Annotated in this window: 13 protein-coding genes; all 13 read right to left on the reverse strand. The window is 39.0% G+C overall.

Annotated features, from left to right (window positions below; all coding sequences use genetic code 11):
- Positions 1-39: 39 nt before the first annotated feature.
- Positions 40-1,185: a dTDP-4-amino-4,6-dideoxygalactose transaminase gene (gene rffA / locus AMBT_RS13170; protein WP_013785123.1), complete on the reverse strand. Its 1,146-nt coding sequence runs from the start codon at positions 1,183-1,185 to the stop codon at positions 40-42.
- Entirely contained in the window at positions 1,169-1,870 is a 702-nt protein-coding gene (locus tag AMBT_RS13175) for a WbqC family protein (protein WP_013785124.1), read from the reverse strand. The genes rffA and AMBT_RS13175 overlap by 17 nt, the downstream gene beginning before the upstream one ends.
- Positions 1,867-2,532, reverse strand: a complete 666-nt coding sequence (locus tag AMBT_RS21955) for an acetyltransferase (protein WP_013785125.1) — start codon at positions 2,530-2,532, stop codon at positions 1,867-1,869. The genes AMBT_RS13175 and AMBT_RS21955 overlap by 4 nt, the downstream gene beginning before the upstream one ends.
- A 5-nt stretch (positions 2,533-2,537) precedes the next feature.
- Positions 2,538-3,305 (reverse strand): phytanoyl-CoA dioxygenase family protein, encoded by a 768-nt coding sequence (locus tag AMBT_RS13185; RefSeq protein ID WP_013785126.1) that lies wholly within the window; start codon positions 3,303-3,305, stop codon positions 2,538-2,540.
- A gap of 9 nt (positions 3,306-3,314) precedes the next feature.
- Positions 3,315-4,166 (reverse strand): class I SAM-dependent methyltransferase, encoded by an 852-nt coding sequence (locus AMBT_RS21960; protein WP_013785127.1) that lies wholly within the window; start codon positions 4,164-4,166, stop codon positions 3,315-3,317.
- A complete protein-coding gene (locus tag AMBT_RS13195; RefSeq protein ID WP_013785128.1) occupies positions 4,156-5,211 on the reverse strand; it encodes a TDP-N-acetylfucosamine:lipid II N-acetylfucosaminyltransferase family protein in 1,056 nt (351 codons plus the stop codon). Before AMBT_RS13195 ends, AMBT_RS21960 begins: the two co-directional genes overlap by 11 nt.
- Positions 5,208-6,179 carry a stealth family protein gene (locus AMBT_RS21965; RefSeq protein WP_013785129.1) on the reverse strand — a complete coding sequence of 324 codons (972 nt, stop codon included), beginning with the start codon at positions 6,177-6,179 and terminating at the stop codon, positions 5,208-5,210. Before AMBT_RS21965 ends, AMBT_RS13195 begins: the two co-directional genes overlap by 4 nt.
- 53 nt (positions 6,180-6,232) lie before the next feature.
- Positions 6,233-9,583 carry a motility associated factor glycosyltransferase family protein gene (locus AMBT_RS13205; RefSeq protein ID WP_013785130.1) on the reverse strand — a complete coding sequence of 1,117 codons (3,351 nt, stop codon included), beginning with the start codon at positions 9,581-9,583 and terminating at the stop codon, positions 6,233-6,235.
- 2 nt (positions 9,584-9,585) lie between these two features.
- Entirely contained in the window at positions 9,586-9,891 is a 306-nt protein-coding gene (locus AMBT_RS13210) for a hypothetical protein (RefSeq protein ID WP_013785131.1), read from the reverse strand.
- A gap of 1 nt (position 9,892) precedes the next feature.
- Positions 9,893-10,321 carry a flagellar export chaperone FliS gene (fliS, locus tag AMBT_RS13215; RefSeq protein WP_013785132.1) on the reverse strand — a complete coding sequence of 143 codons (429 nt, stop codon included), beginning with the start codon at positions 10,319-10,321 and terminating at the stop codon, positions 9,893-9,895.
- 18 nt (positions 10,322-10,339) lie between these two features.
- Positions 10,340-11,773: a flagellar filament capping protein FliD gene (gene fliD, locus AMBT_RS13220; RefSeq protein WP_013785133.1), complete on the reverse strand. Its 1,434-nt coding sequence runs from the start codon at positions 11,771-11,773 to the stop codon at positions 10,340-10,342.
- Positions 11,774-11,823: 50 nt separating this feature from the next.
- Positions 11,824-12,312: a flagellar protein FlaG gene (locus tag AMBT_RS13225; protein WP_013785134.1), complete on the reverse strand. Its 489-nt coding sequence runs from the start codon at positions 12,310-12,312 to the stop codon at positions 11,824-11,826.
- An 89-nt stretch (positions 12,313-12,401) separates the two neighbouring features.
- A complete protein-coding gene (locus tag AMBT_RS13230; protein WP_013785135.1) occupies positions 12,402-13,241 on the reverse strand; it encodes a flagellin N-terminal helical domain-containing protein in 840 nt (279 codons plus the stop codon).
- Positions 13,242-13,635 lie beyond the last annotated feature (394 nt).

The following is a 13,635-nucleotide window of genomic DNA, read 5'->3' on the forward strand; positions in this document are numbered from 1 at the left end:
TAGTTAAGAGGAACATGTGTGTTTATTTGACTTGTCGCATTAAACGTTGATGTTGCTTCGCAAAGCATCAAGTAAAACTTGAACAACCGTTTCTTGTTGTTCTTTCGAGAGCCCCACCCACAAAGGTAAGCGAATTAGTTGTTTGGACAATACTTCGGTATTTCTCAATTCTCCAGAAACACGACCGTACTTTTTCCCTGCGGGGGAGCTGTGAAGCGGCACATAGTGAAATACTGCGCCAATTCCTGCGGTTTTCATTTTGAATAGAATACGGTTTCTATCTATATGTTCGGGTAGTATCACATAATAAAGATGGGCATTATGTCCACATTCGGAAGGTATAATTGGTCTATTCAAATACCCTTGCGATTCTGCATCAGCTAATAGCGAATGATAGTAATCCCAGCTTCGTAGCCGTGCTTCAGTGATTTTCTCAGCATCTTCTAACTGCGCCCATAAAAACGCAGCAATTAACTCACCTGGCAGATAAGACGATCCAACCTCTTGCCAAGTATATTTGTCCACTTCTCCCCTAAAAAACTGACTCCTATTTGTTCCTTTTTCTCGAATGATCTCTGCCTTTTCTGCAAGGGCTTGATCATTTACGAACAAGGCACCACCTTCGCCAGAAATAATATTTTTGGTTTCATGAAAACTAAATGCCCCTAACTTTCCAAGGCTACCTAGAGGCTTACCTTTATAAGTAGCCATAAGGCCTTGCGCTGCATCTTCGATAACGGACAAACCGTAATGCCCTGCAGTATCAAGTATACTGTCCATTTCGCACCCTACCCCAGCATAATGAACAGGCACAATAGCTCTGGTTTTATTCGTAATAGCCCTTTCAATTTTTGTTTCATCAAGGTTAAGCGTGTCTTGTCTAATATCAACAAATACTGGGGTCGCTCCCCTTAAAACAAATGCATTTGCTGTTGAAACAAACGTATAGGATGGCATAATAATTTCATCGCCTGCCTTTACGTCTAAAAGCAATGCTGACATCTCGAGAGAGGCAGTGCAAGAATTTGTAAGGAGCGCACGGTGCGTATGACCATTCACTTCTAACCAATCATGACATTTTTTAGTGAAAGGCCCATCACCAGCAAGTCGCCCGTTAAAGTGACTCTCTGCAATATTGTATAATTCTTTTCCTGTCATATGTGGCCAATTAAAAGGTATTTTCACGAACACTCCTTTGCATATAAGAGTCGAAGTTAGGCCCCACGTTAAATAGTAAATCTATTATACTAACGCCATGTTCAAAGTTAATACTCCGCTGTGGGTATACTGGGTAGTTGGTGTAATCCATCCACTTTACTGCGATGCCTTCTTGTTTAAACAGCCTCAAATCAATGTAATCTTTCGCCGCCGGCCCACTTAAATAATGCTGAGCATCCAATTCCTTTGCTATTTGAATAAGCCTCATATTCTTATCACCTTCAAGGTTAAAATCAGCGGCATTGACAAATTTTGTGCTAATTCCTAACAAACGGCAAAGTTCTGACAGCAAAAATACATTTAATTCAGAAAGTTTACTCCAGTCTCGCTCGAAAACCGGTTTAATAAATGGCGAATATTTTGCGAAAAAAGGCGTTTTCTTATAGCTTTGTTCGATAGTGAGCCAGTGTTTTCTTTGCCAGTGTTGATTGGCTATTTCCACTTCATTAATACGTTGGTTGAGTGACTTTTGAATGACCGGCACCGTTAACCAAGAAGTTCCATTTGCAGTAACAACTCGATTTCTATTTCGCCAGTCATTTTTAGTATATTGAACGGTATCGTATAGAACAAAAATATCTACGTTGTTGATAAGGTCAAAATAACCTTTCCACGGTAAATAATTAGATTGGCTCACAGCGAAGGTTTTCAAATTTGTATACCATATTCATGGTGAAAGCCTCTTAATTTAGCAGGTGTGCCTATGTATTGGGCGGCAGATTCACTATTGGAACTTAGCATTGAAGCAGCACCTATTAATGTCTCTGAGGCTAGAGTCAACTGATGTATTACGACGCTTCTGAACCCGAAAAAACATAAGTTTTCAATAGAAACCTCACCGCCAATTAAACTACCTGCAGCAAAAAAATTATGCTCGCCGATTTTTACATCATGACAAATTATTGTCCCAGACCAGAAAATGTTATTAGCACCAATATCGCAAAAAGGCTCTATTGTTACATTGGGAAAAACGATGCATCCCTCACCAAGCTTAACACTTGTATCTATTGATGCACTTTTACTAATTATACTCTCCAGTGAATAACCATCGTTTGTTATTCGCTTTGCAACCCGAGCGCGGTTACGTAACGATTTATAACCAACAGCAATAACAAAGCGGATATCGGCAGCAGAATATTGCTTTTTTGCTTCGCTGTAAGAAATAACAGGTATTGCGTTGCCGGCGATACACTTGTCACTCTCATAACCATCGTCTACCACAAATGCCGCTACAGAGTATTTATCACTCTCTAACAGCCATTGACTAATTATTTTTGCTAAAGAGCCAGCCCCAAAAATAAGCAAACGTTGCATGCGTATCATTCCTGCCCTGGCTTATAAAGTCGTTTATCTGCAGGTAAATAGAATTCGTCCAAGCTCGTAGGCATTCTTACATCCATTCCGATTCGACGCTTACCTATGTCGTTAAATTGTCTGAGTTGTTCTGTGGAAATTAACCTCGGAAAGTCAAAGCGTTGTCTCATATACGGTCGACAGTAGTTTATAGTTAGAGCATGTCGCGCCGTGTCAGTTCTATTTACCCCAGCAGCGTGCACTAATCTACCATTAAACAAAATTAGCGCGCCTCTGTTGCAAGACAGTTGCTTTGCGTTTTCATAAAAAAATGACTGATCTGGTAAGCTTTCACTTTTATGAGAGCCTGGTAGGTAGTAAGTTCCGCCATTGTCTTGTGTGAAATCATTTAACGCTATAATAGCGCCTAAATTTGTAATGTAGTTTGGAATAAATCGAGGGCAATCTACATGAATGCGAGAACCATAGTTGCCTCTACCAGGGTAAAGGCTTGAAGATTGATAAGCATATATTATGGCATAAGGAGTAAATAGAGCATCTATTACATCATTAATTTTTTTATTCTGAATTAATGAACACATAGCCTCCCCTCGTAACATACAATTGTGGACCATTCCGGCATCAAACACGGAATCTCGAACTAATGAGTCTTCTTCAATTGCCGCTTCGAGTTCTGCCCTTAGGATAGATACAGTATCCGTATCAACAATGTCATCAATCACCACAACGCCGGTATCTACCATTTCCTCTTTAAGATGATGGAGATTTTGCATTTAAATACCCTACTTTATCATTACAAACCTGATATATTTATACAGCGATGATGTTAAAGGCAACAGTGTCAACAAGTATTCGTCAATCACCTCTGCATGCCCCTCAGGTTTACTATTCACCCATCTACCCTGATCAATGTACCATTCATATTCAAGTTCAACGTGTGAAAACCCAAGAGACTGGGCAAACGCTTTCACTTCACTAGCATCAAATCCCTTTGCTAGGGTTTTCCCAGGTTCTGCTTTTAATAATGTTGAAGCATCTAATCCAAATTTTTCTTCATAATGATTGCCGTTATTTAGCGCTCCGGATATTTCTCGAGATAGCAGTGAAGAAGGATTGCCGGACGATAAGTTCGAATTAGCATTCTCCATGGCAACAATAAAATCACGATTTGGGTTTAAATCAGTGTAGAAAATACCGCCGGGCTTGAGCACTCGGTATGCTTCTGAGAGCAACTTTCTGTAGTCCGAAAGGTGGTCCATAAATGAATAAGCTGTCGCCATATCAAAGGTACTATCTTCAAAAGGTGTTGCTTCGGCTTGACAGTTGAGGAGCGTTATATTGCCTGATGAGAGGTCTACTTTTTCCATCATTTCATCGGTAATATCCACGCCCACTAACTCGTCAAAAAGATCATTGCTAAGAGATAAAATAAATCCAGTACCACACCCAAAATCGAGTAGCTTGTGACAAGCCGGCAAACGCGGGATTAATGCCTCAATAATACCCCTGACTTTCGCCCTGTTTTCGGGTCGGAAGTGAGGACTTTTTTCATACTCTCCGTTTTCCACTAAAAAAGCATGAACATAGCGATTGGCCGAGAGCGTTTCTTCTATCATTTCATTTTTATCTGTCATGTTTCACCATATCGAGTTCAAGTTCTTCGCCAAGCCGCAGATCGAAAATTGCTTTGAGGTCTCTTGTTAGCCTTTCTTTCGAAAAATAACCTGCTATTGTTTTATGGTTATCGGCAGCAATGTCGTTATTTAAAGCAGTAAATTCCAATTCCTCTAAGCTATATAAGCTCACACCCAAGCGCTTAAAAAAAGACCATGTCGACACTGAATCATCAATAAAGACTTTCTTACCACTGCCAAGCAAATTCACTAGATTTCCCATGCCGTGCTGCCGGGACGATGGCAGAATCGCTATATCAACTGTTTCCATCCATAGTAAATAATCATCTAGAGGCATGAATTCTAGTAAAGGTTCAAAGCGAGCACCAAAAAGTGACTTGCCTTTTTCTATCACTTGCACTTTGTAATCTTCATTGCTGTTGGGGTAAACCAGCGGACACTTAACAATAAATTGGCCATCGTCTTTTTGTTTAAGTACTTCCAAATACTGAATATGTCGATTCTCGGGCACTGCCGAATGCCCCAACATAATATGTAATGGCGTTTTTTTCTTCTTTGTTATAGTTATGCTTTTAGGGCTGTACAACGTAGTGTTGTAAAAAAAAGTACGTATGTGCTTTCCTTTACAACCATATATACGTTGGACCATTGTTATTTCTTCATCAAGAATATTAACCATATACGGCACGTTTTTGATTACGTAGAGATGATCATTATTATAAGAACTAGGTGAATAAAAATCTCCGCCCCACATAACCCAAATTGATTTTGCTAATAATGCAGGCTCTAGTCGCAAAATTTTGTGGACTTTGTCTCTTTTCAGACTGTGAAGGATTATTTTTTCCGCTTCGAACATATAATTGCGAAGTTTACAAAAATCAGCGTCAGTATGTAAAAACTCTGCATTGTCTTTTTCCTCTAAGCCATACTGAAAGCGCTTGCTAGTGATAAAAACAAATTTGTGTCCCCTACAGCCTATATTCTCTTCAACAAAATGTATAAAAAGCGGCGTGAATTTTTCTAGCGTCATAATATGAAGGATCATAAGCTATTGTCCATTTCACTTTTCAATTTTTCACCGCATAGCGCCTCTAATAAAAGGCGTATTTCAGGCATTCTTTCTTCCAAGGATTGATATTCATTTAGGCAGAACATACTACGCGCTCCTGATTCCAAAAGTGAAAATAGGAAGTAGATTTTTTCCTTATCTGCGAATCTACACAATTCGAAACTAAAGTGTACCATTGGCTCAACAGATGATAAGGGGACATTGTAACGCTTGTGGCAAAAGTGATTCATTAAGGATTCAACCAAAAACTGATTTCGATGACGAAATCGATGAGTAAGATTTTGAAAAAAATCATCTTTAAAAGTGTCTTCAGCTTCAGCGTTAAGCGACTTTTTCATTGCCTGAAACCCATGACTTAGCGTTATAAACTTACTTTTAGCATACCCCTCCAATCTTGCAGCATTTATCATACCTTGTTGATAAAGAGTCGCATTTTCGTTTTCGGGAATAGTGCACCATTCTCCCATCACTACCGGTAAATCATTTTTAAAAAAGAACGAAGGCTCAACAGGAGCACTGAACATAAAATCGTCATTTCCGTACACAAAGTATTCACTTAATTGAGGTAACTTATGAATATTTGTTGCGATAGAGCGTGTGTTAAAGGTAGGAAGCAAATGCTCATGATGCTTAAACAGCTCACAATGATCGATAATAGTAATTCTGTCCAAATGCAGCTGTGAAGTCATTAAAAACGGAGGTGATTGGTTGTCAGTTATAAGAAATATATTTCGATACCAAGGTGCATATTTCTTTATCGAACGTAATGTATACTTTAATTCATCAAACTGGAAAAAGCGCTTATCACTAACAGATTGTTCGACATCATATTCTGCAAGATCCGATATCTCGCTTTGGTAATGCAACCTCTTAGCCAAGTGCCTCTTTTCCTGCCCATTAACCCAGGGAATAATGAAGTCAATATCTGGCAATATATCCTTCACGAATTATCTACTTTAATAACAGATACCCAGTCAGAAAACGTCAAATACATTCTCTACTTTCCCTCATAGAGTTTAACGTATTCATTTAAGGTCACTTTCTTGCCCAAATAATTACGTAAAGTGAGTAATGGGACATAAACAAGTCTATCTCCACATCCTAGCACTCTATCGCTTTCGTGAATTTGCGTTGGAGATAGAATGATGAAAAATGGTGTGTCATAAACAAAACAAGAACGACTCAAATTCTCAATTTCTTCTGGTAAAGCTATATGACTATCATCAATATAATTGGGCTTGGGAATAGCAACTACGTTGCGCAAGGTACTAGCCAATAAAAATAAAGCGCTATTTACTCTTATATGATCTTGATAGTACACACCATCTGTATTTTCAGCTTCTGAAAGGGGCAAATATACAAAGTTTCCTTGTGTGTTTAGCAATAATGAGAGGTCAGCTAGAGTATAATCGATAACGCTACAATGATAATCAGCTTGAGCTTCGATCTGCTCATGAAAATCAATATGTAGAGCTAGTGTTTTGTCAGATCTTTTACTAGAAAAAGTAGATAAAAATGTATAGTCAAACTTGAAAATATTCCGGTTATGTACAATAACTTCGGAACCATTTTTTTCATTATAATGAGTTAGTGATAGCGATCTTCGCTTACCACCAAATGTGGAAGACCCATCAGGCCCTAATTCATCATAGTAAATTACATCCCGCATATTCTTAATAGATTGTAACCAATTACTTAAGACCGCATTTGCAGCATCAACGACAGCATCATCATCTGTAATATTCAGGATTTTACTTAATACACTGTTAGTGTAATTAATTGTTCCATTAAAGTAATAAAACAATAGTGATTTTTTATTTAGTAGTGAGGCAACTAGTTTATCACGCTGATAACTAACTAACGCTTCAACATCATCACGTTGTTCTACATATTCAGGTATCTTAGCAATTAGTTCACCTAACTCTTTAAGAAGAGTTTTATATGAATACCTTTCATTATATAGATGCTCGAATTCTTCTTTAACAATCGGTTTAAAGGCCTTTGTTTTTAAATTCATCAACGTTTTTATTTTTGAAGCACCGCTAGGCTTAATCAGTAACACATTGTGCTTTTGTAAGGGAGTTGCTCCATTTATTTTTGCACCATCACTCAAATTATAAGCTTCTGCTCTAGATGCATTTAACGTCGTTTCGATTACCGTTTTAGACATTTTGAATTCTAATTTCGTTTTCACAAACGCTCGAAAATTACCCGCCACCACTATGGAGGTATTATTTCTTTCGGCATAATTATAAAGCTCACTACCTGAACTGTCATAATAACCAGACTGTTTCGAGTGGTGATGTCGCTCATCGACAAATCCTAGATCAGTACCTAAAAAGTAAAGTTGTCTCATACCTATGTTTGTAAAGAAATCGACAACAAAGTTACATACTGTGGGGTAAGAGTGATCGAGTAATGCAAAATTATGCGTTTTATACAATTCGGTAATTGATACTGTCGAAGCCTCCCCCTGTTTAAAAGCAAGATAGGTTTTTCCATAAAGCGAACAGGTATCTGGATGTATGCCATTGCAACTTATGAGACTAATCTTGGAAAGATAATCAAGATCTCCTATCCTCATTGCCCAATCAAAACTTGTCCTATTAGTTTCTATTTCAGCATGGAAATCTGGAACAATGCCGTGATTATAGAGTGACTGTAACGCGGTCCCACAAGAGACAACTATTGCATTTTCCTTTTCTACTTTTATTAATTCTATGAGGTCGTCTAATGAAGGGCCATTACCTACAATGAAAACCGGAATATCCTTATCATCAAGACTAAGGAATTGACTAGCATCTTGTTTGAGGAAAGGAATATCACTTTCGATAGCAATGCGAGTATGTGCAATCCCATATTTAGCATTATCAAAATAGTCACCCATTGCTATTATAACTTGAAGTTGTTCCCTTAACTGTGAAACAGCTTTAACCAACAATTCATTATAATAACCTTGATAAAAGTAAGTACTTGCTAGCACATATGGGCCTATTGACTGGAACTGCACCAGAAGATCTCTAGTTAGGTGACTGCCATCATCGCCGATATTTAGGTATAGTCTTTTATCTTCGGCATCAAATGACTTAATCACTGCCTCCCAATCGACATTGAAAAGTGACGCATAGAAGAAATCTCGATTAGGTTCGCATATAAATAACTTACTAATAGTATAATTTTCTACCAGCATGCTTAGTTCATGCCCTGTTCCTAAACCAAAATATATGAGGGATTTCACTGAGCCAGGTAAGCTACCGACTTGATGGTCGAGTTTATTTAGTACCGGGTCACAACTTTTCACAAATTGGTAATGTTGATAGTGTTTTAATTTTTGACCTTTATACCCGAGTATTAAGCCATCTTTTTGTGGATAGCGAGTAAAATAATTGAACCTTTCAACAGCTTCATCTACAGGATTGATGGAATAAAACAAAGCCCCTGTTTTTAAGTGACAGAGGTTAATACTATCGTTTTCATCGACAACAGGCCGCCAGTCTGCGATATCGTAGTCCACAAATTCGTTGTAGAGCGCAGGGAAATACGCTTTGAGAATTCGCAAATTTGAAATATAGACTTCATTATCTGTCGTTAAAGGCTTCCATGTTTGTTCATAGCGAAAAGTGGTCCATGAAGGTAAAAAGCTTGCGAGATCGTTTCGTTTGCTCGCCGGTTGAAATGTTTTCATATCTTCCCAACTGCAGGTACTAAGTAAATTCTGAAGTTCGTCAAAGACAGGATGGTTTAAATGTTTAATTAACGTAAAGTAAGATACATCAATATGCTCTAGTAGCTCTTCTATGTCCTGGTAAAGGTTGCGAGCATCTTTTCCGATCTGAAAGAAAAGCGAAATATTTTTCTTTTTAGCAAGTTGGAACAAGCTTTGCCAATCAATTGATGACATAGAACATTTAAAGTAATCTACATAAGGCTCATAAACAACAATGTGCGAAGCCAAAGTTTTCTCGATTACCAGACTCAAATGGTAGCCTAAACCCAGACCTAAAATGACTAGTAGTTGATTATCGGACGTTGACGAATTGAGAGTCACTTTAAAAGGTTTGAGAAGTGCGGCAGTAACTTGATCTTTGGCATCTTTTTCAGGGTTGAGACCGTAGACGACTTGGCCGCTGTTCGTATCACAAATGTTAATACGTCCAAGCTTATTGCAGAATATTGTTACGGAACCCAACGGCGCATCAACTGCTATAGGAACTAAAGAAGGAATATTCCGCTTTAAGGCTTCAATATTTCTATGTTTTTGCACCTGTAAGTTAGCCGCGATGCTGGTCTCTACTTGCGCTTGTTCCAAGTCGCTTTCATGTAAGTGAAACCGAATATCATTTAACATGTTTACCTATACTTCTTTATCGCCTCTTTGCTACGCGATATGCTCAGCACCTGTTCTTTCGTAGAATTTAGCAGGTTTTGGACGAAATTGGTAAGCTCAAGGTTTTTTTCATATTCTTTTTCAGCAAACTGCTTGCGAGAACAAGATGATAAGGCTGTAAGAGTTTTCCGAATTTCCTTATCTCTCGTTACACATAGGGCTCCAAGTCTACCTATGTTTACATCATCTTCTTCGAGTATCATTGATATTTCATCGTTGATAGGTTTCAAAGATTCTGGAGTATGAATATGATTTAGTTTAATTTTCACTTCACATAGCTTGACGATTTTGACGCTGAGCTTCAAAGGCCTCTTGCTTTGCAGTTTCAGGAATTTGTACCCACGCGTCTCGAATAGGTGTTAATAAGCTAGACACTTCGTCAAGTAACTTCAAGTCGTTATTTACATGTGCATCATTTAAACGCTGAATCATGTAGTCATATAGATTAAACATGTTCTGCGCTACTTCACCGCCAATTTCAAGGTCTAACGTATCTCGTAAATGCATGAGGATAGCACTTGTTTTAGAGATAAAATCTGCTTTGGTGATAAGATCTTTTCTTTCCATTGCACCTTTGGCGTAGGCGATACGATCCAACGCGCCTTGAAGCAGCATGAGTGTAAGCTTATGCGGATCCGCAGACGCTATATCTTGTTTTAGGTTACCTTTGCGGTAAGCGTTAATGCCTTTAAGTGCCATAAAATCTCCGAAAACTTCTTAGCCTAGTGAAGCAAGTAATGCCGAACTAGTCTGGTTTAGCTGAGCAACAGTTTGGTCTAAATTCAGATACTTATCACGAAGAATTTCTTCATAACTAAGCATTCTCAGTTCCAATGTCTCTCGCTCGTCGTACAAATCATCTCTATCGTCTTTGGCTGACCGTTCACGCAAGCTAATCAACCCGCTGTAAGAGGTATATTGGTTAGCAAATTCATAAAGCCGTACCGCAACACCTTCATCATCATCAGTAAATAGCGATGCTATTTCATCAAAATTATCTTCAAGAGCATCAGCAAGACGATCTTCACCTGAACCCAATCCATAATCAGTTGTGCCAATTTCTAATTTACCATCATCATCAAATTCTATGCCTAATTGGAACAGGCCACCCAACGCAGATGCGCTGTTGCTGTCACCCACTATACTGGCCAAGCCAGATTGAATTCCACGTAGAAGCGAATCCCCGGCCAATGCGCCATCATCTTCTAATTCTGACTCGCCATATTTTGTTAGCAGGCCTATTTCGTCAATCAAACTATTATAGTTTTCTACGAAATCACGAATTTTTTTATCGAGGCCTTCCTTGTCGTAACCAATTTCCAATTTGGTAGAAAGAAAATCACCGACGGCGTCTTTAGGCGAAATTTCATTAACTTCAAAAGACACATTTTGAATGGTGTTTTCAAATTCATTGGATTCACTTTCAACCGCGATACCGTCTATATAAGCAATCGCATTCTGTGCAGATTCGATATTCGCAGGGTCGATGCTACCTGCACCACCAGTAGTGGAAAGCCTATCTAACTCGGCGTTACCATTATCATTGGTAATAACTAAATCATTGCCCGTCCCCGTTTCACTAGAGCTAAACACTAAACGAGGGCCAGCAGCTGTGCCGGTATCGATAATGTTGGCGGTTACACCAAAGTTATCATCTGCGTTATTAATTTTTTCTCTAAGCGCTGTTAATGAGGTACCAGCAGTAATATCAATCGTGAAGCTGTCGCTTCCGCCAACATCAAATGTCAGTGAACCGGTACCCGACGTAAGTACTGGATCTGAACTTGCGGTAAACGCACCATCATCGGTAGTAATTCGGCTGCCTTGGGCTAGTTGCTCAACCACAATATCATACGAACCACGAAGGGCAGAATTAGATGCTTCTGCAGAAAGTACATCATCGTCTTCAGAAGGATTAGTAATCGTAGGTTCACGACCGTTAATGTCGTTATCGCTTCGTAGATCATCAACCGCATCTTTAAAATCAGAAAATTTGGATTTGATCTGACCTAAGCCTGAGATTTCCGCTTCAATCTGTTCTTCTTTTGCATTCAACCGATCTTCTTTCGGCTGACGTTCAGCAGTAAGAAGCTGTTGAACTAGGTCGTCAAGTGCTAAACCTGAACCTACCCCTAATGATTGAATTGTCATACCTTACCTCGTTAAACACGGTTGTTAAACACGGTTGTTAAACACGGTTGTTAGACGCGATTGTTAATAAATACCCCTACACTGTCACCAACGTCTTGCTGCAAATCTTGAATACGTTCAGCAAGCGCTAATACTTCTTCAGAGGGTATTTGTCTTATTACATCACCAGACTCAGAATCTTTTACAGTAACAACCGAGCGCTTAGTTTCGTCATCAATAGAAAACGCCAAATTCCTATTTTGCGTTTGCAAGAATGATTCTACTTCTTGAACTGCATTCTCTAGCGAAGCTTGATTCTCTTCTCCAGACACTTTATCGGCTGAAGGATTAGAACCTTGAGGCAAATTTTGTACACTAGACACATCATTTTTTAGTGCAGAATTGGTTTGACTACTGTTCGCTTGCTGTTGGCCAGCACTATTGTTTTCGCTGTCGTTGCTCGCTTTCGCTGAGCTCTCGTTTGATGCTACTTTAGACACAGGTGCTGACTCAGAAGCTAATGCAAAAGCCTGACCAGTTTGATTATTTACAATTTCCACTTATTTCACCCCCCTTTTGAAACGACAAAACGGGCCCTTGCAAGTAAGCAAGCACCCGTTACATTCCAACTAAGGTATTAAATTATAGCTTATCCAAGCAAAGATAGCGCAGTTTGAGGGCGCTGGTTTGCTTGACTTAGTACAGAAATAGATGCCTGCTGAATAATCTGATTACGTGTCAGATCTGCAGTTTCAGATGCAAAATCTGTATCACGAATCTGAGAACGTGCAGATGACAAGTTCTCACTGATATTGCTTAGGTTACGAATAGTTGATTGGAAGCGATTTTGAAGCGCCCCCAGGTCAGCTCGAACCGCCCCAATACCTGATATTGCAGCGTCTACGTCAGACAGAAGCGAAGACGCGCCATCAGCTGTGGCAACACTATTGGTAGTAATGCCCAATCCAGTCGCACTAAAGCCGCTGATAGAACCAAGGTTAGTTGAAGATAAGTTAACAGAAATGGTTTGGCCAGCGTTTGCTCCTACTAAGAATTTAGCAGAGAAGCTGCCATCCAAAATTTTCACGCTTCCGAACTGCGTATCTGTCGCAATACGTGAAATTTCAGTTCTAAGCGCCGACACTTCTTTTTGAAGTGCTAAGCGGTCAGCTGAAGAGTTAATTCCATTTTGTGATTGAACTGCTAATTGACGGATACGCTGTAAGCTAGACGTTACTTCGCTTAGCGCACCTTCAGCAGTTTGTGATAATGAGATAGCATCGTTAGCGTTACGAACAGCTTGGTTCAAACCTTCAACTTGAGACGTTAGACGGTCAGAAATTTGAAGACCAGCAGCATCATCAGCCGCACTGTTGATACGAAACCCAGATGACAATCTCTCAAATGACGTGTTCAATTTATCACTTACGTCAAAAAGCTGACGTTGAGCGTTAAGTGATGACACATTAGTATTTACAAATAAAGACATTAGATTACCTCCTAGGGATTCAATGATGCATGTGCTATCATCAAACCCTTCCAGTTCAAATTAGCTGGGTCACTACTCCCGACTAACTTCCTCTTGCAAAGTAAATTACATTACCCCTCAACAATAGGTATCGGCCAAGTCTTTAGCTTCTTTAGTTTTTTTTTGCTTTTTTTTTCAAATAAATTCAAAGAATATTTAAGTTATTGATTTATATAAATTAATTATCTTTTTATTTTTATGTTTTTTTGTCTTTTTAGCCATTAAATAGACACAGATGCTAATCAATTAGTGATAAATCGATTCACATTTTGGCTGACAACATTTATTTTGAAGGTAATGCGGCATCGTTAGGTTTAACAATGATTCGTAGGTTTGACACATTAAATGACTACAC

Origin of the sequence: Alteromonas naphthalenivorans (assembly GCF_000213655.1) — a bacterium.
GTDB classification, from domain to species: Bacteria; Pseudomonadota; Gammaproteobacteria; order Enterobacterales; family Alteromonadaceae; genus Alteromonas; species Alteromonas naphthalenivorans.

Coding starts and splice junctions, on each gene's coding strand:
- fliS (WP_013785132.1), bottom strand. CDS start 10,321: ATGGCACTTAAAGGCATTAACGCTTACCGCAAAGGTAACCTAAAACAA.
- fliD (WP_013785133.1), bottom strand. CDS start 11,773: ATGACAATTCAATCATTAGGGGTAGGTTCAGGTTTAGCACTTGACGAC.
- AMBT_RS21955 (WP_013785125.1), bottom strand. CDS start 2,532: ATGCAACGTTTGCTTATTTTTGGGGCTGGCTCTTTAGCAAAAATAATT.
- AMBT_RS13185 (WP_013785126.1), bottom strand. CDS start 3,305: ATGCAAAATCTCCATCATCTTAAAGAGGAAATGGTAGATACCGGCGTT.
- AMBT_RS13195 (WP_013785128.1), bottom strand. CDS start 5,211: ATGATCCTTCATATTATGACGCTAGAAAAATTCACGCCGCTTTTTATA.
- AMBT_RS13205 (WP_013785130.1), bottom strand. CDS start 9,583: ATGTTAAATGATATTCGGTTTCACTTACATGAAAGCGACTTGGAACAA.
- AMBT_RS21960 (WP_013785127.1), bottom strand. CDS start 4,166: ATGACAGATAAAAATGAAATGATAGAAGAAACGCTCTCGGCCAATCGC.
- AMBT_RS13230 (WP_013785135.1), bottom strand. CDS start 13,241: ATGTCTTTATTTGTAAATACTAATGTGTCATCACTTAACGCTCAACGT.